18 protein-coding genes are annotated in these 22272 nt (G+C 69.0%); 5 read left to right on the top strand and 13 right to left on the bottom strand.

Going from position 1 to position 22272, the window contains the following annotated elements:
* The first annotated feature begins 30 nt into the window (after positions 1 to 30).
* Entirely contained in the window at positions 31 to 1521 is a 1491-nt protein-coding gene (locus CcI49_RS18610; RefSeq protein WP_054570251.1) for an aldehyde dehydrogenase family protein, read from the top strand.
* Positions 1522 to 1721: 200 nt separating this feature from the next.
* On the opposite strand, the gene CcI49_RS42120 is transcribed toward CcI49_RS18610, so the two are convergent.
* Entirely contained in the window at positions 1722 to 1895 is a 174-nt protein-coding gene (locus CcI49_RS42120; RefSeq protein ID WP_158230784.1) for a hypothetical protein, read from the bottom strand.
* A 1040-nt stretch (positions 1896 to 2935) separates the two neighbouring features.
* Here CcI49_RS42120 and CcI49_RS18605 point away from each other — a divergent pair.
* The gene (locus tag CcI49_RS18605; protein WP_158230783.1) at positions 2936 to 4321 is read left to right on the top strand and encodes a GGDEF domain-containing protein; all 1386 of its coding nucleotides are present in this window, start codon (positions 2936 to 2938) and stop codon (positions 4319 to 4321) included.
* 288 nt (positions 4322 to 4609) lie between these two features.
* Here CcI49_RS18605 and CcI49_RS39745 read toward each other — a convergent pair whose 3' ends face one another.
* The 5 genes from CcI49_RS39745 to CcI49_RS18580 all read right to left on the bottom strand — a co-directional run bounded on the left by CcI49_RS39745 (position 4610) and on the right by CcI49_RS18580 (position 9717).
* Complete coding sequence (locus tag CcI49_RS39745) at positions 4610 to 5149, bottom strand: nuclear transport factor 2 family protein (RefSeq protein WP_158230782.1); 540 nt, start codon at positions 5147 to 5149, stop codon at positions 4610 to 4612.
* Between the two features lie 352 nt (positions 5150 to 5501).
* Positions 5502 to 6542, bottom strand: coding sequence for an alcohol dehydrogenase catalytic domain-containing protein (locus tag CcI49_RS18595; protein ID WP_054570247.1), 1041 nt, complete (start codon positions 6540 to 6542; stop codon positions 5502 to 5504).
* Between the two features lie 39 nt (positions 6543 to 6581).
* Entirely contained in the window at positions 6582 to 7124 is a 543-nt protein-coding gene (locus tag CcI49_RS18590; RefSeq protein ID WP_076828114.1) for a nuclear transport factor 2 family protein, read from the bottom strand.
* Positions 7125 to 7135: 11 nt separating this feature from the next.
* Entirely contained in the window at positions 7136 to 8086 is a 951-nt protein-coding gene (locus tag CcI49_RS18585) for an SDR family NAD(P)-dependent oxidoreductase (RefSeq protein ID WP_076828225.1), read from the bottom strand.
* A gap of 278 nt (positions 8087 to 8364) precedes the next feature.
* Entirely contained in the window at positions 8365 to 9717 is a 1353-nt protein-coding gene (locus CcI49_RS18580) for an ABC transporter substrate-binding protein (protein WP_076828112.1), read from the bottom strand.
* A gap of 515 nt (positions 9718 to 10232) precedes the next feature.
* Here CcI49_RS18580 and CcI49_RS18575 point away from each other — a divergent pair.
* Together CcI49_RS18575 and CcI49_RS18570 are read left to right on the top strand one after the other, a co-directional pair.
* A complete protein-coding gene (locus CcI49_RS18575; protein ID WP_131831124.1) occupies positions 10233 to 11039 on the top strand; it encodes a LuxR C-terminal-related transcriptional regulator in 807 nt (268 codons plus the stop codon).
* Between the two features lie 110 nt (positions 11040 to 11149).
* Complete coding sequence (locus CcI49_RS18570) at positions 11150 to 12742, top strand: AMP-binding protein (protein WP_083749585.1); 1593 nt, start codon at positions 11150 to 11152, stop codon at positions 12740 to 12742.
* A gap of 45 nt (positions 12743 to 12787) precedes the next feature.
* Here the strand turns inward: CcI49_RS18570 and CcI49_RS18565 are convergent, their stop codons facing one another.
* The 6 genes from CcI49_RS18565 to CcI49_RS42115 form a co-directional block, all read right to left on the bottom strand.
* Complete coding sequence (locus CcI49_RS18565; protein WP_054570242.1) at positions 12788 to 13951, bottom strand: thiolase family protein; 1164 nt, start codon at positions 13949 to 13951, stop codon at positions 12788 to 12790.
* A gap of 66 nt (positions 13952 to 14017) precedes the next feature.
* Positions 14018 to 14716, bottom strand: coding sequence for a PadR family transcriptional regulator (locus tag CcI49_RS18560; RefSeq protein WP_054570241.1), 699 nt, complete (start codon positions 14714 to 14716; stop codon positions 14018 to 14020).
* 183 nt (positions 14717 to 14899) lie between these two features.
* Positions 14900 to 17497, bottom strand: a complete 2598-nt coding sequence (locus CcI49_RS18555) for a CoA transferase (RefSeq protein ID WP_076828106.1) — start codon at positions 17495 to 17497, stop codon at positions 14900 to 14902.
* A 35-nt stretch (positions 17498 to 17532) separates the two neighbouring features.
* Positions 17533 to 18816, bottom strand: a complete 1284-nt coding sequence (locus CcI49_RS18550) for an amidohydrolase family protein (protein ID WP_076828104.1) — start codon at positions 18814 to 18816, stop codon at positions 17533 to 17535.
* Positions 18798 to 19400: an OB-fold domain-containing protein gene (locus CcI49_RS18545; RefSeq protein WP_083749584.1), complete on the bottom strand. Its 603-nt coding sequence runs from the start codon at positions 19398 to 19400 to the stop codon at positions 18798 to 18800. Before CcI49_RS18545 ends, CcI49_RS18550 begins: the two co-directional genes overlap by 19 nt.
* Before the next feature lie 130 nt (positions 19401 to 19530).
* Positions 19531 to 19674: a hypothetical protein gene (locus CcI49_RS42115; protein ID WP_158230781.1), complete on the bottom strand. Its 144-nt coding sequence runs from the start codon at positions 19672 to 19674 to the stop codon at positions 19531 to 19533.
* A 103-nt stretch (positions 19675 to 19777) separates the two neighbouring features.
* Here CcI49_RS42115 and CcI49_RS18540 point away from each other — a divergent pair, with 103 nt between their 5' ends.
* Positions 19778 to 20869: a PP2C family protein-serine/threonine phosphatase gene (locus CcI49_RS18540; protein ID WP_054570238.1), complete on the top strand. Its 1092-nt coding sequence runs from the start codon at positions 19778 to 19780 to the stop codon at positions 20867 to 20869.
* Between the two features lie 34 nt (positions 20870 to 20903).
* Here the strand turns inward: CcI49_RS18540 and CcI49_RS18535 are convergent, their stop codons facing one another.
* On the bottom strand, positions 20904 to 22157 hold the full coding sequence (locus tag CcI49_RS18535; RefSeq protein WP_076828102.1) for an EAL domain-containing protein: 1254 nt from the start codon (positions 22155 to 22157) through the stop codon (positions 20904 to 20906).
* Positions 22158 to 22272 lie beyond the last annotated feature (115 nt).

The following is a 22272-nucleotide window of genomic DNA, read 5'->3' as shown; positions in this document are numbered from 1 at the left end:
ACCGATCAACAGTCAGACAGGGAGAGTCAGATGGCCGTGCGGCAACGGACCGAAGTGCTCAAGATCTTGCCCGAGCCCGCCCTGATCATCGGCGGCGAGCACGTCACGACTGCGAGCGGTGGGGTCATGGCGCGCCGGGACCCGACAACGGGTGAGGTACTTGCCGAGTTCCCGATCGCCGGCGCTGCCGAGGTCGACGCGGCCGCGCGCGCTGCGGCGGCCGCCGCACGTGCATGGCGGCACACTCCCGCCGACCGGCGGCGCGGCCTGTTGTGGCGAGTGGCCGAGCTGCTCCGTCGCGACGCGGACGAACTGCGCATCGTGACCGCGCTGGAAACGGGCACACCGGTATCGGCCAGCCCGCTGGACATGGCGATTGACAACTTCGAGTTCTATGCCGGGTACAGCGACAAGTTTGCCGGCGAGCTGGTGTCGAGCTATCCGGCCCGCGCGCTGGACTACGTCCAGTACGTTCCGTACGGAGTCGTGGCGACGCTGGTGTCGTGGAACGGGCCGGTCATCAACGCATCGATGAAGATCGCGGCCGCGCTGGCAGCCGGCAACTGCGTCCTCATCAAGAGCCCAGAGCGAGGCCCGTTTGCGCTTATCCGGTTCGTCGAGCTGCTTCACGAAGCCGGCATTCCCGAAGGCGTGGTGAACCTGCTTTCTGGTGACGCATCCACGGCGGAGCACATCATCCGACACGACCTGGTGCGTAAGGTGTCGTTGACCGGTGGACCCGCTGTGGCCCGAAAGGTCATGGCGGTGGCCGCGGAATCGTTGACGCCGGTCGTCCTCGAACTTGGCGGCAAGTCAGCCAACATCATCTTCGCCGATGCCGATCTTGACAACGCGACGACGATGTCGGCGATGATGGGAGCGGTCATGGCCGCCGGTCAGGGCTGCCTGTTCCCGACGCGCCTCCTCGTTCAGGACAGTGTCTACGAGGAGGTCGTTGACCGAGTCACCGCGATCGCCGAGTCACCGACGATCGGCGATCCGCTGGACCCTGCGGTGCTGATGGGGCCAGTCATCGACGAGGCTGCGGTCCGCCGCATTCTCGACTATGTCGATGAAGCCCGTTCGGCAGCTCGCCTGGTCGTCGGCGGTGAACGGCTGCTCGGACCCCTGGAGAACGGCTGCTTCATTCGCCCAACGGTCTTCGCCGACGTCGACAATCGCAGCCGCCTCGCCCGCGAAGAGGTGTTCGGCCCCGTTCTCGCCATCACGCCGTTCTCGGACGAGCGGGACGCGATTGACAAGGCTAATGACTCGGACTTCGGGCTCGCCGCCTATGTGCACACCAACAACGTCGTTCGCGCTCACCGCGTCGCAGAGGAGCTCGAGGCGGGCTACGTGTCGATCAACGCATTCCCGCAGATGACGGCGTCCGCACCGTTCGGCGGAACCAAGCACAGCGGCTTCGGCCGGGAAGGTGGCCGAGCGGGCATCGAAGAGTTCGTGCATCACAAGAACGTTTTTCTGCCACTTACGACAGCGGACGAAACAGCCGCATCGTAGATGTCCGGGGCCACCTCGTGCGATGCCTCTCCTAATTCCCAGGCAGGTGGATTCCGCCCGACCCGCCGCTGTTGACGGTCGAAGCACACGCCGCCTTGGCGCAGGCGCCCGTTCTGACCGGGATTCGTTGGCCAAGCAACCCGCGACGTCGATTTCCACGGGAGTCTTGGCGTCCGTCAAATCCCCGGCGCATCGCCTGGCTATGGGGACACGGTCGGCCCTGGCGCTGTGGTGGTGGAACTGGGCGCGGTCGGCGAGATCCGTACCAGGATTCGTGAGACGTCGAGGACGACCTGCACACCCTCGCCGCCGGCGACCGCGCCCAGATCGAGGAAGCGACCCAGGTCGTCCGGCGCAGCCGCCGTAACGTCCACCTCGGCATGCCGGCCATCGCCCCGCCGGCCACCCGCTCGAACTGGGCAAGCTCCTGATGGGCAGCAAAGCGGCCGAGCCACTCGCCGCGGCCCGCCGCGCAGGACTGCCAGGACGAACTCGTCGCCGCGCGCACTGCCAACCGAGATCTGATCACCGCAATCAACCGACCAGCGCCACCCCCAAACCCCGTGAACAACACCTGCTGCGCATACAGCACAAGGCCTTGACCAGGGGAAACGGAAGCCTCAATCACGATCATCCAAAAGAACTGCTGACCAGGGCGGGTCAGATTGGCTTCGGCAGGGCTGTTCCCGACCTCCCCGGCACCACCCGTACCGGGCTGCCCTCGGCTACCTCAACCTGCTGCAACAGGCCAAGGGCGAAGGTCTCCCCCCTCCACCCGAAACGCGGCGCCTCGTGGCACAAACCAATCTTGAAGCAATCCCGATGCGCCGCAGCCTCACCTACGTTCGGGTCAGCATTTAGTACGAAATCGGCCGCCCTGGCGTAACTCGCGGGTCAGAACATTTCGGATCTTTTCGGGCAAATCAGCGTCAGGGGGGTCTGGTGCAAGTTGGTCATAAAGGCTATCATTGTCAAATTTCAGGTCTCAAATGGCTGAAAGACGGTCATCGGCGCACGCGCTGGGTCGACGGCGATCTCCCCGATAGTGGTCGCGACGCGAGGCGCGCGGTTGCGCAAGCCAAGAGAGGGAAGGGGCCTGTGGGTGAGGGGCGGTTAACTATAGATCAATCGTAGTCGACGCGGCTTCCCGAGAAGAGTGAGGGCGGTGGAGTCTCAGAATAATCTCAGTGGGCCGTACGGGCAGCTTGGCCCGGTCGGCTGGGCCCTGTCCGGTGACCGAAACGGTTCGGCTGCCTCTTGTGGCGCGGACTTTTCCCGGATCTTAGCCTCTGCCGGTCGCATGGGGTCGCTAATTGCCGAGAAGGATTGGTCTACCACCTCCCTCGGCCCGATCGCGGACTGGAGCCCCAGCCTTCGGACGGCTTTGGCGATCTGCCTGGAGTCCCGTTTCCCGATGGTCGTCCACTGGGGGCCGGACTACATCTACTTGTACAACGATGCCGTAATTCCACTGCTGGGGCAACGTCATCCGTACGTTCTTGGACTTCCCTACAGAGAGGCGTGGCCAGATATCTGGGAAACTATCCACCCCATACTGGCCCGAGTGGTTTCCGGGGATAGCGCGACCTGGACGGAGAACTGGCAGTTAACCGTCGAGCGGTACGGGTATCCCGAAGTATGCTTTGCGACGATTTCCTTCAGCCCGATTCGCGATACCGTCGCCGGGGGTGCTGTTGCCGGAATCCTGGCGACATTCCTTGAGACGACTCCCGCGGTCCTGGCTGCAAGGCGTCTCGCGTGTCTGCGCGAGATCGGCGCAGCAATGTCGGGCAGGCGAGGTCGGCGGGCGGTCTGCCGGGCAGCCGCGACCGTACTCGATCACTTTCGCGACGACCTGCCGTTCGGAGCAATACTCATCCAGGAGCCTCAGCAGCGACGGCCACTTCGCGCCATGGCCACGTGGGGCCTGGAGGACGCACACGATGCCCTCGGTATACTGGGCGTGTTCGATCCCAGCCCGCCGCACGATCTCGCGTCGGCGCTGGCGTCTGGCCGGGTACGCGTCGTCGAACGGCTCCCTGAGCCGCTTCTTGGCGGGCTATGCGCGTCACCACCGCCGCGAGGGATTGTCATCTGGCCGTTCGTCAGTCATCGCTCGAAACCCCCGATCGGACTCCTCATCGCTGGGGTCGGTCGATGCCTCGGTACCGACCTCGAACGCAGCGACTTCGTTGAACTGGTGGCTAACCAGATTTCGACGGCGGTGGTCAGGGCGGGTCTGGATGATGCGCAATGGATCGCGACGGCAGAGGCCCGTCGAAGTGCCCGGCACGACGGCCTCACTGGCTTGCCGAATCGGGAGGTACTGCTCGACAGGCTTCGCCGGGCCATGTGCGGTATCGGCCAGGACCGGGATCGGGTCTGCCTCCTGTTCATTGATCTCGACGGCTTTAAGGCCGTCAACGACACACTGGGCCACCAGGCAGGCGACGACGTGCTCTGCGAAGTGGCATTGATACTCACCCAAACTGTCTCTCGCGGCGACACCGTGGCCCGCATAGCGGGCGACGAGTTCGCTATCCTCCGCCCGGTCGTCGCTGGAATGGCCCCGATCCGAGCTCTCGCCGACTCCTTGGTCCATGCCGTCAATCTCACCAAATCCAGATACGGGCAGGTCATATCCGTCACCGCCAGCGTCGGTGTGGCGCTGTCCGGCGAGGCGCTGAGTGACTCCGGGCGACTCATGATCGCCGCCGACACTGCGATGTATGAGGCTAAGCGCCACGGAGGCGGTCGTTACGCGATTTTCGATGAGCTGTCGCCAGAACTGCGCTCTTAATCTGTGTGTTCGGCGTTCGAGTCGCCGGGTAGCCCGGGGGAGTCTCACCCCCGGACAACCGTCGGCCGCGTCGCACAGCGACCGCACCAGCTCGGCGGCCGGAACCCGCAGAGACGTCATCGTTGACGATGACGTGCGCGCCGCGGGCGGCGAGGTAGGTCGCGTAGGCCGCGCCCAGGCCGCTTCCGGCACCGGTGATGGCCGCGGCTTGGCGGTCGAACCGCAGATCTGTGGTGGCGTCGGCAGCGCCGGCCGCGTCGAGGGCGCCTTCCGTCTGGTCCCGCGTAGTCATGTCGTGGCCGTTCCCGGGGCGCTGGCGTTCGCCGGCGGCGCGAACTGCGCGGTCGCCTGGGCGACGTCGAGGTATTCCCAGACCTGCACGATCTTTCCGTCGCGCGCCTGGGCCCAGACCGAGTACTCGTTGGTGTAGGGGCGGCCTTCGGCGAACAGCGCGCTGGCGCGCAGCGTTATGCGGACGGCGGCGAGGTCGTCCTGTTCGATCAGGTGGTGGATGTCGACCTGGACGTCGCCGTACAGCGAGCCGAAGATGACCCGCAGGTCTGCGATGATCTTCTCTTTGCCGACGGCGGGAGTGCCGAGCACCCCGGTGGTCGGAGTGATCCACCAGGTGGCGTTCTCGGCGAGCAGTGTTGCGATCGCGTCGGGGTCGCCGAAGGCGGACACGAGAGCGGTGACGAGGCCTCCCGCGTTGGGTGTGCTGGCCGTCGCCGCAGCCCGCTCGTTTGCGTCCGTTCGACCGGCGTCGTCTGTTCGACCGGCGTCGTCTGTTCTGCTGGCGGCTGGGTGCGCAGGCTCGCTGCGGGCCACGATGTGCCTCCCTCGGTCGTATTTGGTGTCAGCGGCGTCGCCTCGACCCGTCGCGTCGCGTGACGCCCGCATGTCGGGCGGTTCAGCGTCCGGACGGACCCTGGATCGGTGGTCAGAGTAGGACGGTCGTCTGGGATTTGTCTAGACAAACGCCGACCTCGACGGTCGAGGTGCTGCGGCGCGTCGTCCACTGGCAAATCCGCTTCCGGTAGCTACTGCCTCCACCCACACACGACGACGGTGACCGCGGTACCGGCGGCGAGAGGTTGCTCGGCACAGCCGAACCCGATGCCCGTTCCGCCGCCGGTGACAAGCGCCCGATGGCCCCGCAGGTGTCGTGTGGTCACAGCTCTCAGGACTGGGCGTCGAAGACGACCTTGAAGACGTCGTCGGCGCGGTTGGCGAAGATCTCGTAGCCGCGGGCGGCGTCGGTCAGCGGCAGGCGATGCGTGAACACGTCGGCGAGCCGCACCTGCCCCTGCTCGAGCAGAGGGAGGAGGCGCTTCCACATCAGCGGCACATCCGTCGTCCCCACCCGCAAGGTGATGTTGCGGGTGCCGAGTGTCAGAGGATGGACGGGAAATGCCTCGGTCAGCACGCCGATGACCGAGACGGTACCGCCGACCCGCGCGGCGGAGACCGCGGCGACGACCGTCTCGGGACGGCCTACCGCTTCGATGACGCTGTCCGCGCCGACGCCGGCGGTCAGCGAGAGCACCTGCTCGACGACGCCGGCCTCTCCCGGATCGAAGACCTCCGCACCCAGCACTGCCGCACGGCCGCGTCGGGACGCCAGCCCGTCGAACGCGATGACCCGAGCGGGCTGGTAGGCGAACGCGTTCGCGACGCTGCTGAGCCCGATGGGTCCGAGTCCGATGACGACAACCGTGGAGCCGGGCTCGATGCCCGCGTTGCGAGCCGCGAAGGCACCTGTGGGAAGGACATCCGTCATCAGTACCGCGTCGTCGTCGCTGATCCACGTCGGCAGCCTGCGCAGGACATGGTCGGCGTGGGGAGCCCGCACCAGCTGCGCCTGACCGCCCGGGACAGCCAGCGTGGTGCCGAAGTTCACCCAGCCGCGGGTGCACGCGGTCGGGCGGTCGTCCGCGCATCCGGAGCAATGACCGCACCCGTACAGGCCCATCGCCATGACCCTGTCCCCGACGCATAACGACTCGACCTCGGATCCAACCTCGGCCACCGTTCCGATGAACTCGTGGCCCGGCCTGACTCCCTGCGAGATGTTGAACTCGTCCCAGTAGAAGTGCAGGTCGGAGCCGCAGATCGAGGTCCGCTCCACCTCGACGATCGCCGAGGACGCGTCCTCGAGCCGAGGCTCGTCGACGTCCTCGACGGCGACCCGCTCCTTGCCGGTGAAGATCACGGCCTTCATCGCGCCTCCTTTTCACCGCGCCCCTGCATGTCGCTGAAGTCAGGGCCCGGCCGGGGCCGGCTGTGACGGGAAATCCGTCGGCAGGTCGGCCGGGTCGACTGCATCGAAGCTGAGTAGGCTGCTGTGGCTTTCTTCGCCGATGACCAGACCGTCGGGGTCGATCGGCCAGAAGATCGCCATCCGAACGACCAGCTTGTAGACGGTGTCGTCGTCGGGGATTCCGTACTGGAGCATTCCCCTGGCCGGCACCAGCGAGGTCATGACTCCGTCGGTGACGACGATGTCGTCGGTGACCACCAGGTGCTCGATGTCGTACTGGAAATACAGGTGGCCGGCCGCGGCCCGCTCCTCGTAGAACCGCCGAACCCGCTCGGTGCCCTGAGGGCTCAGCTCCGGTGCGGCGCCCCAGGTGTGGTAGACGGGATCGGGCGACAGCGTCCGCAGCAGGGCGTCGATGTCTTCGGCGATCTCCCCGACCATGTGCTCGCGCACGACGGCCAGGTTGGCCCGGTGCCGTTCATCGCCGGTGACCTCGATGCGCGCATCGAGGGATTCGACCATCGCGGAACGGTGCAGCTTCATGGGTACACTCCTCAGCTGAGAGCCAGGGTGAAAACGCGGTTCATGACGTCGTTTATGTCCGTGGGGACGGCAGGGTCTGACATTGATGTCAGCGAGTCGAGGTGGGTAAGCAGGTCGTCGGGCGTCGCTTTGGGGTCGACGTGGCCCGATCCGACAGCGATGGCCACTCGGGCAAACAGGCCGCCGCCGGCGTGAAACACCTGCCCGGAGTTGGGGAAACTCGGGTGACACAGCAGGACCACAAGCGGCGCGACCCGCTCCGTCGGGAAGTGGGTCCTGACAAGGTCGAGCAGGTCGGGATCAGGGATGTCCGCGGTCATCCGGGTGAAGGCCGCCGGCATCACGCAGTTGACCTTGATGCCCTGTTCGGCGCCCTCGGCAGCCAGCGCGGCCGTGAGGCCGAGATGAGCGGTGCGTGACACGATGTAAGGGCTCGCGGACACCGCGCCGAAAATCGAGTGAGAGGTCACGTTGACCACCCGGCCGGCACCCGACCGGCCGAGGTGAGGCCAGGCGGCCCGCGTCACGGCCAAGGCTCCGAACAGGTTGACGGACAGCACTGCGTCGAAGTCAGGGGCCGGGAGATCGCTGAAAGATCCACCTGACGCGACACCCGCGTTGTTGACGACGCCATCCAGTCGCCCCCAGGTGTCGAGGGCAGTCGCGACGATGTGCTCCCCCCCGTCGGGAGCGCGCAGATCCGTGTGATCCGCGACCGCTTCGCCCCCGGCCGCGGTGATCTCGGCGACGACGGCGGCCGCCGAGCTGGCGTGGCCGCCGTCATCGCCCGCGGGCAACCGGCCGATGTCGTTGACAACGACCCGCGCGCCGCGGGCGGCCAGCTGGTGGGCGTACTCCCTGCCCAGCCCGCCGCCAGCACCGGTGACGATGACAACGCCACCATCGAATGCCAGCTTTTCGACACTGCCAGAACTGCCAGAACTGCCAGAACTGTCAGACATCAGCACACCCTCACTTGCCATCGGGCCTTCAGGCCACCGTCGATGATCTATGTAGTGGTCCTCGTGCACGGTAGGGCCGCCACCCTCCGGAGCGCCTCCAGCGCGAAGGGTGTCCGCGGTCGGCGGTCCCGACGATCTTCGAGCGGCTCACCGTGGGCAGAGGGCTGGCCGTAGCCGGCCGGCCAGGCGTCCCGCGCGGCGGGGGCGACATGCGCCCGTCATCGGGCCGGGTGGGCGGCAGACGACCCGGCCGGTCGTCTTCCGCCCACCGCCCGCCACTACTCCTTCACGAGTGCTCCGCAGGCGACATCGCTCACGATGTCGTACGTGTCGCCGTTCATCTGCACGAGCGATCCACAAGGTGCCTGGATGTAGTGATTCGTCGGCCACCTCGTCTCAGGCAACGCTCCCTCGACGTAGTTCGAGTAGTCGTTGTTGAGCAGCTTGAGCAGCGAGTCGATGGTCAGGTCGCGACCCGCCTTGGTGACCGCGGTGACGAACATGTCCGCGGCCCAGTATCCGGCCATGGCGGGCAGGCTGATCGCCGTTCCCGGAGCGTATTTTCCGAAATCGTCCACCATCTGCCTGATGGCTGGAACGCTGGTGTCGACGCCTGGCTGCCACAACAGGACCGTGTAGGAGCTCTGCAGGCCCTCGAAGCCGGCGAGCCGCGGATCGTAGCCGACCGGGTTGAGGTTCTTGCCCTGGAAACCGGCGGCGGCCAGTGCCGCGGTCAGCTTGATGGTCGAGTTGAAGTCCGCGATGTAGTAGACGACATCCGGCGGCGCACCGTCGTTCGCACCCATGATCGCGTTGACGATCGCGGTCGTGTCCGTGGCACCGGAGGGTGGGATCGGGTTCTCTTCGTAGACAACGTCGAGCCCGACCGCGCTGATACTTCTTGAGACAGCCGCGAGCCCGTCCCTCGCGGAATCGTTGTCGATACCGATCAGGGCGATCGACCTGCCCTTGGCCTTACCGTCGAACATGGCCTGGAAAAGCGGGCCGTAGGTGGTGAGCGTATACCCGAGTTTTTCGTCCGGGAGCGAGCATCCGGTGATCCCGAACCCAATCGAGGTGCCACAGTACCCCTGGTTGGTTCCCCAGCCGAAGAATGGCACTGTCTCTTCGCAGAAAGTGTCGAGATAATTGGCGCTGGTGGTCATCACCGGCACTGCGGCGAAGATCTTCTCCCGCTCGACCAGCGCCTTGGCCTGAACGATGTTGCGTGCCGGGTCGTTACCATCGTCGAGCGTCCCGACATAGTGGATCTTCCGGCCGTTGATACCGCCGTCCGCGTTCGCCCGGTCGAACCGTGCCTGCGCACCCAGCTCGGATCCTGCCATCGAGCTACCGTTCGCGCTGGTCAGATACGCCAGACCACCGATGGTGATCTCCGTGTCGGTGATGCCCCGGGTGGGGTCGTCCGCGGTCTGGCCGCATTTCAATCCAGCACTGTCGGGAACGAAGCCGCCGCTGCTCCATCCTGTGGGCAGGCCGGCCTTCACCTGGTCGGCAGCGACGAGCGGGGCGGAGCCGGTGTCCGATGAGTCGCTCGAACAGGCGGCCAGGCCACTCATGAACGTACCGGCGGCCACGACCACCGCGGCCACGCGTAATGGTGCTCGCATCAGGTGAGAACTCCTCTTCTGGGCGCAGTCGCGCGTACTGGGCTGGGCCTCGCGGCGGCGGGGGCGGGTGCGGGTGGACGCAGACGGGCGCACCGGCGGGCACGCTGAGCGGCTTCGTGAGTGCAGATGGCGATCGATCCCACCTCGGCAGTCGGACGAATAGTCTCACTAGCTGCTCCGAAAAGGTTGCATCGAGGCGCTGAAGGTTACGTGACTCCTACGTAGCGCAAGCAGGATGGCTACGGATCCCGCGATGGACCGGGAGCGTCTGAGCGCAGACTGTACTCTCATCCACGCTCATGACAAGGGAAAACTCGACAGTGACGGGCCGTCTGGGTCGGCTTCGCCAGCGGTTGCGGCCCTGACGAGCCCGGTCACCGTCACTGGCTCAATAGTCCGATGAACTCTGGCACACTGTCAGYCAGCATCGCCGCGCCGGCCGGCCCACGGTGCTCGCAGACGCGACCGTCACCGACGACGGGAGCGCGGGTTGGGTTCCGGACGATGGGGGGCCGATGGCAGACCATGCGCTCACTTTCTCGGCGGTCGGAGCGGACACAGCGCTCGATCCCCGACCGGCCCTCGACGCCCGATCCGTCTTCGACGCGGGTTCGCCGGCCCGGCAGACCCTCAACGGGCTGCTCAGCGGTGACGGCGACCGGGACGAGGTCGCCTGGGTCGCGCTCACGACCGAGTCCGGCGCGCTGACGATCGAGTATGTGCACGGCCAGACGACCCCCCTGCTCGATCGGTTGTCCATCCCCAGTGGCTGGGGCCTGACCGGCAAGGTCTTCCAGGAGCAGGCGCTGGCCTGGGTCGACGGCTATCTCGGCGCGCCCACGATCTCCCACGAGTTCGACGCGGTGATCACCGCCGAGAGGGTGGTACGGATGATCGCCGCGCCTGTGGTCGCCGGATCCCGCGTCCTCGGGGTGCTCACCCTGGCCAGCAGGGAGAACGGGGCCGTCGGAGGGGTCGTCAGCGAACGCATCCGCGTCCTGGCGCAGGGGATAGCGCTGTCGTTACAGGTCGCGCAGATCGCGCGACGTGAGGGGATGCTGGCCGAGCGGCGTCGGGTCACCGAGGAGCAGGCAGCCACGTGCGTCGGCCGGGCGGGTGCCGGGGTTCCAGGGCTGACTCCCCGTGAGCTCGATGTCCTGCGGCGGGTCGCGACCGGCAGCACCAACGCGGAGATCGCGTCCGACCTCGGGCTGATGGTCAGCACGGTGAAGTCCTACTGGCATTCGACCCTCGGCAAGCTCGGGGCGCGCAACCGCGTCGAGGCGATCACAGCAGCACGCGGTTTCGGCCTGCTGGCCTGAATCGGGCGGTACCTGAATCACGCGGTACAACCCTTCGGTGGTGCCGCAGGTGACTCCACCCCGCTTTCATGACACAGGATCACTGTGCTTCCTGAAGAAAGCGGGGGACGATGTCCATCGCGACGGTGCCGACGGCGACAGACGGCCTGGGACAGATGTCAACCCGGGTCGCGGCCACCTACCCGGACCGGGTCGCACTGGTCACCCCGACGCGGACCCTCACCTTCGCCGAGCTGGACCAGGACGCCGGACGCCTGGCGTCCTCGCTTGCGGACCTGGGCGTGGCGCCGGGCGACCGGATTGCGATCTTCGCCCAGAACAGGTGGGAATGGGTGGTCTCCTACCATGCGATCCTGCGGGCCGGTGCGGTGGTGATCCCGGCGAACGTCATGCTCACGGCCGACGAACTGACCTACATGCTCGCCGACGCCGGCGCGTCGGTCCTGCTCGCCTCCGCCGAACGCCTGGCCGGCGTCGCTGCCGCGCTTCGGGACGTCGCCTCGCTGCGGCACGTCATCAGTTTCGACGAGACCGAGCTCGACACCCTCTCCTTCACGGAGCTGGTCGCCGCCGGGTCGGTCGGCTTCGCCGCGCTGGACGTCGATCCGGGTTCCCTGGCCTGCCTGGCCTACACCTCCGGAACGACGGGGCGCCCGAAGGGCGCCATGCAGTCGCAGCGTTCGCTGGTGCTCAACTGCGCCCTCACCGCGGCGATGCACGGACGCACCGAGACCGATGTGGTGGTCAGTCCCCTGCCATGCTCACACGTGTACGGCAATATCGCGATCAACGGCACCTTGATGGTCGGCGGCACCGTGGTGTTGCTGGAACGGTTCGATCCCGCGACCGTCCTGGGACTCGTCGAGCGGCACCGGGCGACCCTCCTCGAGGGCGTCCCCGCGATGTACGCGATGCTGCTGGACCTTCCGGAGCTGGCGGCAGCCGACCTGACCTCACTTCGCCGCTGCACGGTGGGCGGTCAGACCATCGCGAAGAGTGTCATCGAGGCGTGGGAGGCCCGCTGCGGCGCGCCGCTGCTGGAGCTGTGGGGCATGACAGAACTGTCCGGGCTCGGCACCACCCATGCCCTGCATGCACCCAATGTGCACGGCTCGATCGGGGTCTCCCTTCCCGGGGTGGAGGTCCGCACCGTTTCGCTGGAGGACCCGACCCGCGAGGCGGGCCCGAACGAGAAGGGGGAACTGGTGGTCCGCGGCCCGATCGTCATGCTGGGCTACCACAACAACCCCGAGGCAACCCGGCAGACCATCGACCCGGCCGGCTGGCTGCATACCGGTGACGTCGCCACCCACGACGGGCTCGGTCACTTCTTCGTGGTCGACCGACTCAAGGACATGATCGTAACCGGCGGCTACAACATCTACCCCGCTGAGATCGAACGCGTGCTGATCGGCCATCCGGCGGTTGCGCTGGTCGCCGTCGGCCGAGAGCCCGATCCGGTGAAGGGCGAGGTCGCACACGCGTACGTGGTGCCCGCCGCCCGTGCCAGAACGGACACCACGGCCGGCATGGGGGCCGAGGCCGACGCCGAGGAGCTGCTGGCCTACTGCCGTACGCGGCTGGCGGCCTACAAGGTGCCCCGAGCCGTCCACTTCGTCGATGCCCTTCCGACGACCTCCAGCGGCAAGCTGATGCGCCGCAAGCTCCGGCAGGGCCAGTCGACCGGCGCGCCGGACGCCTGAGAACACCCAGGAACGCCGGCACACCGCCCGGCGGAGGCTGTGGTTCTAGGAGACGCCGCGGCCCAGGAGCGCGACGGCGGTGAACAGGGCGCCGGCGCCGCCGCCGGTGCACAGGGCCACCTGTGCGTCGGCCACCTGCAGCGGGCCGCAGGTGCCGCGCAGCTGCTCGACGCCGCGGACGACGCGCTGCAGCATCTGCGGAGCGGCTCCGGCGTGGCTGAACGACAGGGTGCCGCCGTCGGTGGTCACCGGGTGGCTGCCGTCGATCGCGATGTGGCCGTCCTCGACGAACGGGCCGCCCTCTCCCGGGCCACAGAAACCGAACGCCTCCAGCTGGCGGATGATCTCGAACGAGAAGGGGTCGTACAGCTCCAGGACGTCGATGTCGTCGCGGTGTAGTCCGCTGGTGCGCAGTGCCCGCTCGAAGGCTCGTCCGCCGACTTCGCCGTTGACCAGGGTGCCGGAACGGCCGCTGTGGTCCCAGGCGGGGGGAAAGCGGTAGCTGGGCCCGAAATGGTCCGCGGAACCGCCGAGAACCTGGATGGACGGCCGGGGCAGGTCGGCCGCGCGCTCGGCGGTGGTGAGCAGCAGGGCGCAGCCGCCCTCGGCGGTCATCGAGCAGTCGAGCAGGTGGAACGGGTCGGCGACCATGCGGGAGGCGAGCACGTCGGCGGCGGTGAACGGGCCGCGCCCGGCATACACGGCGGCCGGGTTCGCGTGCCCGTTGTTGCGGATCGTCGCCGCGACGCTGGCGAGCTGCTCGGACGTCGTCCCGTAGGTGATCATGTGTCGGCGGGCGACAAGTGCGAACTCGGCGGCGGTGAACAGACCCCAGGGGACCACGAACTCGTTCTCGGGGCGGGTCCACGGCGCGGTCGCGGCCCGGTCCGTGTAGGTGCCGGCGTCGGCAGCGGCTACCAGCACCGTGTCGACCTGCCCGGTTTCGATCGCGGCAGCCGCCTCGAGCACCATCGAGACCCCGAACTGACTGCCCTGCCAACAGGGACCGAGCCCGAGATCGTAGATCAGGCCGGCGCTGTCGCCACCGGCGGACAGGCCGTCCACCGCGGCGAGCGGCACGCCCGCGTCCGCCAGGACGCCCGCGACGGCGTCGAGCAGCAGGGTGCGGGACGTCTCGCCCGGCAGCCGGCGGGCCTGGACGGTGTTGTGGACACCGGCGATCACTGCCGGCTTCCGCTTGCGGGTCATGTCGCTCCCATCATGGTGGACGTGGCCGGGCAGGCGCGACGGACCCGTCGCCAGCAGCGGGGCCGGTCAGCCCCTGGTGCCTGTGTGCTCGTCGGAGCGGCTGGTGCCGTCCCGGTCCCCGTCGTCGTCATCGTCGTCGTATTCGTGCAGCGGTGGTGGGCCGGCCGTCGGCGGGCGCGGTTCGGTCGGGCGGCAGGTGATCTCGTCCCGGAGCTGGGTGAGGTTCGCGAGCTCGGCGTACAGCCGGCGCAGGACGTAGTCGCCGACGGCACGGGAGTGGCGCAGGCGCGGCACGTTGTCCAGGCCCATCTCGCGGGCCCGGCGCCGGCCCCACTGCAGGTCGTCGATCGCCGCGCGGGTCCGTTCCAGGTGCTGGTCGAGCAGGCGGACGATGCGGTCCGGGTCGCCCTGGGCGCCGAGCCACACGCGCAGCAGGACCGGGTCCTTGAGCACCACCGGTTCGTCGTCGGGCAGGTCGTCCAGCCAGTTTCGGAGCACCGTCCGGCCGGCGTCGGTGATCTCGTGCACCAACGTGCGCCGGACCCGCGGTGCCGGTACCTCCGTGGCGGTGACCAGGCCGAGTTCGGCGAGCCGGGTCAACTCCTTGCGGATGTGGCTGACGGCCGGCGCCCAGTAGAAGAAACGCAGGCTGAACTCGGCTCTGGTCTTCAGCTCGACCGCGGACATCGGCAGGTCGGCGACGGCGAGCAGACCGAGCACGGCGTAGCTGGTGGGCGGCAGTCCGGCCGCGTCCCGTCGGACCACTGCCGCATCCCTCCTCGCCACGCGGCCCGTCCCCATCCGCAGGGCGCCGCGATCTTCCCCTGGCGCGTCTGGCATCTCCCCACGCGCCTCCGCCACCCTAAGGGAAGACCCCGCCCGCCGAGCCGGGCTCCCCGCCAGGCGAGCGAGGCGCCCCACCGGTCGACCAGGCTGAGACGGCCATGGTCAGACGCCCGCGGGGCGGTCGGCGACAAGGCCGCTTTCCCGCAGCACGTTGATCTCGGAGGCGGACAGGCCGAGCAGATCGCCGTAGACCTCGTCGTCGTGCTGCCCGAAGGCCGGCGCAGGACGGCGCAGCAGCGGCCCGGGATGGCTGGCGAGGCGGAAGGCGACGCCGGGCATGGGGTGCTCGCCGACGACCGGGTGACGCAGTGGTTCGAAGAAGCCGCGGTCCGCGTGCAGCGAGCTGTCGAGCAGGTCGGCCGGCGGGACGACAGGGGCGGCCGGCACGCCCGCCGCGACCAGTTCGGCTGCCGCCGTGTCGCGGTCGCGGGCAGCCGTCCAGGTCGTGATCGCCGCGTCGATCCGGTCGTGGGCGCTGGCCTGGCGACGTCCATGGATGGTGACCAGCTCCGCATCCCGGGCCAGGTCGGGACGCCCGATCAGGGTGCAGAGGCCGATCCAGGCCGGGTCGTCGAGGACGGCGAGCGCGACCCAGCCGTCGGGGCCGGCGCACCGGTAGACGCCCTGGGGTGCGGCGAGCGGGCCGCGGTTGCCGGCGCGCATGAGTTCGGCGCCGTTCGCCGTGTACTCGATGGTGAGTTCCGCGGCGACGTTGAGGACCGCCTCGACCATGGTGGCCTCGACGAGCGTGCCTCCGGCACCACGGCCGGTGCCGGTGCCGGAGCCGGAGCCGGAGACGGTGCCGGAGACGGTGCCGGAGCCCGAGACGGTGCCGGAGCCGGTGCGGTGCCGCGCGGCGAGTGCGACCAGCGTCGCGAAGGCGGCGTGCAGGCCGGCGATCGGGTCGCAGGCGCCGCGTGGGATCAGCGGCGGGCCGTCGGCGGTGCCGGTCAGCCAGGCCATCCCGCTTGCCTGTTCCATCGTCTGCGCGAAGCCGGTGCGGTCGCGCCACGGTCCGTCCAGGCCGAACGCGGGCATCCGGGTCAGGATCGCGGCCGGGTTCGCGGCGTGCACCGAGTCCCAGTCCAGGCCCAGGTTCGACAGGACCCGCGGCGAGAAGTTCTCGATGACGATGTCGCTGGCCGCGATCAGCCGGCGGGCCAGGTCGATGCCCTCGGGCCGGGTGAGTTCCAGGCTGATGCCACGCTTGTTGGGGTTGGTGGCCAGGAACATCACGCCCCATTCCCACCACTGCGGCTCCGAGGGCGGTTTGCCGCCCGAGAAGCGCATCCCGTCCGGGCGGGACACCCCCTCGACCTTGATCACATCGGCGCCGAGCGAGCCCAGCAGCAACGTCGCGGACGGCCCCGCCCAGAAGGCGGTCAGGTCCAGCACCCGCAGCCCGGACAGCGGCAGCGGACGTCCACCGTCCGGCACCGCGGCAGGGGTGGTTGTCGGGGTGGCGGCGGCGGGCGGCCTGCGAGCCGGCCAGGCGACGGAGTCGGTGTGCTCGCCGAGGGTGGGGGCCGGCTCGGGCGGCCGGCCGCGGAAGTCGCCGATCCGGTAGGGCGTCCGCGGCTGCTGGAAGCCACCGCGCGGGTTCGGCCCGAACACGCCCCGCGCGGTGAACTGGTCGATCGTGGTGACCGTGCGCGGCGAGCCGATCGGGGCGACCGGGATGCGCAGCGCGGCGGCACGCTCGATGATCTCCTCGGAGGTGTGCGTGGACGTCCAGGCGTGCACGGCGGCGAGGAACTCCTCGCGGCGTGCGTAGCGGCTGCCGAGGTTCGCCAGGTCGTCGTCGGCGAGCAGGTCGGGCCGCTCGATGAGCAGGAGGAAGTCCTGGAACTGCTGCGCGGTGATCGTGCAGAACCCGACGAGCCCGTCCTTCGTCGGCTCGATCGACGGCAGCTCCGGGATGCGGCTGGCCGCGGCGGCGGCTCCCGCGGCCGCGGGCGGCCGGCCCATGACGGTGGGGCCGACGACGCTGAGCCCGCCGAGGATGACCGTCATGCAGTCCAGCATCGAGACGTCGACGAGGTCGCCGACGCCGTCGCGGCGGGCGCCGTGCAGCGCGGCGAGCGCGACGACCGCGGCGTAGGTGCCGGACGCCCACTCGCCGATCCGCCCGCCGGCCTGCAGCGGCGGGCCTTGGGGGGAGCCGCGGCCGGCCGTCGACCCGCTCAGCGCCTGCAGCAGGAACTCGGTCATCGGACGAGTCGCGTCGGCGCTGCTCGCGGTCAGCCCGAACGGCGTGATCGCGACGACCACCGCCTGCGGGTACGTCACGTGCAGCCGCCGGGCCAGCTCCGGAACACCGGTGCCGGTGCCGGTGCCGGTGCCGATGTCGGAGCCGGAGCCGGAGCCAGGCCCGGTGCCAGCAGGTGGTACGCCGTGGTGGAGGCCGTCGCCGAGGACGATGAGGTCCGCCTGCGCCGCCAGTTCGGTGATCCGCGGGCTCTCGGCGTCGGTGACGACGACCGAACGCTTCGAGGTGTTCAGGAAGCGGAACAGCGCGCTGTCGCCGCCGTCGGCCTGCTGGGTGCCCGACGCGGACCAGACGCGCAGCGGGTCCCCGGCGGGGCTCTCGATCTTGACGACGTCGGCGCCCGCGTCCGCGAACATCTTGCCGAGGTAGGGGCCGGCGATTCCGGTGGCGAGTTCCAGCACCCGGACACCGTGGAGCGGATGGCCCGCCACGGGCGTTCCCTTCTGAGGGTGGGACACGCGCGCGGTCACGCCTTTGCCCGGGGGGCGGTCATCCGCGCCCACGCGTCGCGGTCGCGCTGGTCGGCGAGTCGCCCGACATGGGTGACGACGTCGACGTCGGCGGCCTCGGCGCGCAGGGCGCCGGCGGTGCACCGCTCCCGCGGCCGGTGCCGGAACGGGTCGAACTGGTAGTGCCGCATCGCGTTCTCATGCGTGATCTTGTCGATGGTGTCGTCGGGCAGTTCGCCGAGGTTCTCCAGGACGTCCTCGGGGCCGAACGGCCAGCTCGAGTCGGAGTGCGGGAAGTCGGACTCCCAGCACACGTTGTCGAGCGCGAACCAGTCGAGCAGCCGGGCGCCGACCCGGTCACTGATGAAGCAGGTCAGAATGTGGCGGCGGAAGACGTCCGACGGGCCGTCCATGCCCGCCGGGAAGGTCGGCCGGGCCCACCCGGAATGCCGGCGGCGGACGTGCTCGGACCGCCACAGGAAGTACGGAATCCAGCCGATGTCACCCTCGGTGAGGGAGAACCGCAGGTCGGGAAAGTCGGCCCAGAACTCCGCCCAGACCAGTTCCAGCAGGGAGTAGGCCGACATCATCGACGAGGCGGCGATGTTCACGCTCGGCGGGGCGTCGGTGGAGAACAGCGGCGCCCGGGACGACGAGCCCACATGCAGGCACAGCACGGTGCCGACATCGCTGGCCGCACGGAACAGCGGGTGCCAGTAGTCGGTGTGGATGCTCGGCATCGACAGCGCCTCGGGGTTCTCCGAGAAGGTGACCGCGTGGCACCCCTTGGCGGCGAGGCGGTGGATCTCCTTCGCCRCCTCCTCGACGTCGTACAGCGGCAGAATCCCGCAGGGAATGAAACGCTCCGGGTACGCACCGCACCATTCGTCGACGTGCCAGTCGTTGTAGGCCTTGATCATGACCAGGTTGACGTCCCGGTCCGGCCCCTGGTTGAGCACCTGGCCGGAGAAGCCCGTCCAGTTCGGGAAGTTGAGCCCGGCGAGCTGCCCGCCGGCGCTCATGTCACGGACCCGTTCGTGCACGTCGTAGCAGCCGGGGCGCATCTCGTCGTACCGGCTCGCGTCGATGTTGAACATCTCCGGCGGCTTGCCGGCCACCGCGTTCAGCCCGAGGTTCCGGCCGCGGAGGCCGCCGTAGTACCACTGCTGCGCACCGCTTTCCTCCTCGACGACGCGCGGCGTGAACTCCCGGTACTTCGCCGGGACGTGTGCGTCGAACATGGAGGCGGGCTCTGCGATGTGGTCGTCCACACTGATGAGAATCAGATCGTCGGCACGCATGGCGGCTCCTGTTCCGATGGTGGTGACGGTGCGGTGGAGGGGCTGAAATACGGCAGGCTCGTGCCCGGCTCGATCTCGTGGAAGACGGCCCGCAGCCGCATCCCGGCCTGGATCGCCGCGACGCCCAGGCCGACCAGGCAGGTCATCATCTGGTAGCCCTCGTCCACGGTGACGATCGCCGGGGCGTAGGGAGTGCGAAACGCCCGGCTCACCGGTCGGTGCACGACCGTCCAGCTGTAGAGGGTGGCGCCACCGGCCGAACGCTCCCAGCGCAGCGCCCGGGACAGGCAGGCCCGACAGGCCACCGCCGGCGGGAAGCCGGCGTACCCGCAGTCGGCGCACCGCTGGAACAGCAGCTCGCCGCGGGCGCAGCCGGCCCAGAACGGCTCGGTCAGCGGCGTACGCGGGGCGAACGGGATGCCCGCCTTGGCGGGAAGCAGCTCGAAATCCCGATCACCGATGGGACTAATAGTCCCGGTCTGGGCCCGGTGTGTTGCGGATAAGCGCTCTGCATCGAGGGTCTGCCCATCCCGCGACGACGGGTCGGAACCCGGCTCCGCAGCGCCCGCCGATGACCCCTTCATCTGCTGTCAGCTCCCGTCCTGGCTGGCCCGGGCTGGGGAATCCACCGGGATGGCGACGCGGGGCGCGTCGACGGGGCTGGCTCGCCCGGCACACCCTGCCTCGCCAGTAGACGATAAACTAATAGTCTCGTCAACCAGTGAGGATGGCGCCGCAGTCAGCGGCGGGCGTTGCCTCCGCGCACGCGGGGCCCTCCCGGCACCGTCCGATGCCGAGCGCGGCGACGTTGCCGAGGCCGAGGGGGAAGGTGAATCCCGCGACGGTTCCTACGATCATGGTCACCACGTGGGCGGTGCCGTTCGGACCCGCCGGGTCTACGGAACGTGCGTTCTCGGCGGGGGTGCGCTCGCATCCTTCCGACCGGGGTACCAGGTCTGGTGTGACCTTCGGGCGAATCCGTTCACGGGCAGCGGCGCTGCTCCCGCTCGTCATCGTCGTGGCGGTCTGTGTGATCGACGTGGCTGGCGGTCCCGGTTTCGTCGTCATCGCGCTCGTCGTCATAGCTCCCCTGCTGGCGGCGAGCATCGTCGGTCCGCGGTTGACCGGTATCTACGCCATGGCGGCGTTTGCCGGGGCGGGTGCGGTATCGATCTGGGATCAGATCGTGGGAACGCCATCGGAAGAGAACCGGACCGCGATGGTGGTCCGGCTTGTCGGTATCGCCCTCGGTGGCGGGATTGCCGTGGCCGCGAGTGTGGTCCGCCAGGCTCGGGAGCGCCGGATGACCGCGCTCGTCCAGGTGGCCGAGGCCGCGCGGCGTGCCATCCTGAACCCGGTTCCGGCGGTTATCGACGGTCTGCGGTTCACCGCGATGTATCGCAGCGCGGCGGTGGAAGCCGCTGTCGGCGGAGACCTCTATGAGGTGCTGGACACCTGGTGGGGGGTGCGGCTGCTGGTCGGGGACGTGCGGGGCAAAGGCCTTGACGCGGTCCGGCTCGCCAACCGGGTCCTGGGCTGTTTCCGGGCTCTGGCCGGGCGGCTTGAGGACCCCGCGGAGCTGGTCGCGGCACTCGACAGCGAGGTCGCCAAGCTTGGCCGCGGGAACGGCGAGGACTTCGTCACCGCGGTCGTCGCCCAGGTCGACCATGCCGGGCGGATGCTCCTGCTCAACGCCGGCCATCCCGACCCACTGCTGGTCCGGGCGGGGAGGGTGACGGCGCTCGGCGTCCCGGACCGGCAGCCGCCGCTCGGGCTCGGTGTCGCACCCAGGGCGGCCCCTGTCCTCCTCGTCCAGTCCGACCAGGTGCTCTTCTACACCGATGGCCTGGTTGAGGCCCGCAACCCGCGCACACGGGAGTTCTTCCCGGTCATCCCAGCCGTGCGGGACGCCTTCACCGACGCGCGGCTGCCCGACGGGACCGCCCGCCTGGTCGACGCACTCATCGAGTGGACCGGCGGTTCCCTCAGTGACGACATCGCACTCGTCGCCATGGAACGCCTGGTCGCGAGGGTGGGAGCGAGCACCAGCTGACGGCCGCCTGCGGCACCACACTCCAGTCGAGGCGTCAGTCAGGTGGTGGCCGGTGCGTGGCGGTGCTGGGGCGCGGGGCGATCGGGGCGCAGGCGGTGCGTAGGTTCGGGGTGGGGGTTGCGAGGAGGAATCCCTGCCCGTAGTCGAGGGCGGCGTCGCGGGCCGCGGTGAGTTCGGCTGTGGTCTCGATGCCTTCTGCGACGACGCGGGATCCGATTGCCTGCGCAATGGTGGTGACGCCCGCGGCGACGGCCTGGTGGGCGGGATCCGTGGGCATCCCCTGGATGATGAAGCGGTCGATTTTGATCACGTCGGGGCGTAGGCGCAGCACGAGTTGAAGCCCGGCGAAGCAGGTTCCCATGTCGTCGACGACGATCCGGATGTCGTGGTCGCGCAGGGTCCTGATCGAGGCGATCAGATCATGGTCGTCGTCGAGGTACTCGTTCTCGGTGATCTCGACGGCGAGTCGTTCGGGTGCCCCGGACTCGAGCAGGACGCCGACCAGTCCGTTGAGAAGGGTCGAGGGGGAGGCGTTCACCGCGAGGCGGACACCGCCCGGCAGCTCCGGTAGGGCGGTCAGTGCCCTGCGGATCGCGGCGAGTTCCAGTTCCGGGCCGAGGCCGACGTCCGCGGCGTCGGTGAACAGGGATCCGGGGCCGTGGGGGAAGTTCTCGAGCCGGGTCAGCGCTTCGAGCGCGACGGGCTGCCCGGTTCTCAGGTCCACGATGGGCTGGTAGGCGATGGTGAAATGACCTTCGTCGATCATGTTCTGGATTCGGCTCCAGGTACGGCTGCGGGCCTCCCACATCTCGCGCAGGTCGCTGACGTATCCCGTCAGGAACTCCGCCAGCAGCCACAGCAGGCGGCCGTCCCGCTCGCCGAGTGACGGCCGGGGGTGTCGGTTGAGGCAGCCGAGCAGGCCGTAGAGCCGGCCGGATGCGTCGAGGACCGGCATCGCTGCGTAGGCACCGACACCCAGTTCGCGGACCGAGGCCGACGACTCGGTGCGGGGGTCGCGGCGGGTGTCCGGGATCAGCGGAGGAAGCGACGCGTTCCGGACCTGCCCKAACAGCACATCCTCGTACCGCACACTGCAGCCGGGTGACAGGCCGAAGGGGCGCGGGTTCCCGCTCATCGCCTGCAGGACCAGCAGCTGCCCGTCGAACCGGCCGAGCCAGGCCAGGTCCATGCCGGTTCGTCGCTGCAGCAGGCCGAGTAGATCGACGACGGCCGCGCTCGGCTCGGGGACCTCGTTCTGCGGCCCCAGACAGACATGCCGACGTGACACCAACTCCCCTCCCGGCAAGGTAACTACCCGTCCTCATGTGTCCACACGCGGCAACCCCGGGAACGGCGAGTGCCGTCAGCGGTGCGGGAGCCACCGGGCGCCGGGCGGACTCGGG

Source organism: Frankia sp. CcI49 (assembly GCF_001983215.1).
GTDB classification, from domain to species: Bacteria; Actinomycetota; Actinomycetes; order Frankiales; family Frankiaceae; genus Parafrankia; species Parafrankia irregularis.
The sequence above is the reverse complement of the archived record's forward strand: the minus strand, read 5'-3'. Positions and strand labels throughout refer to the sequence as shown.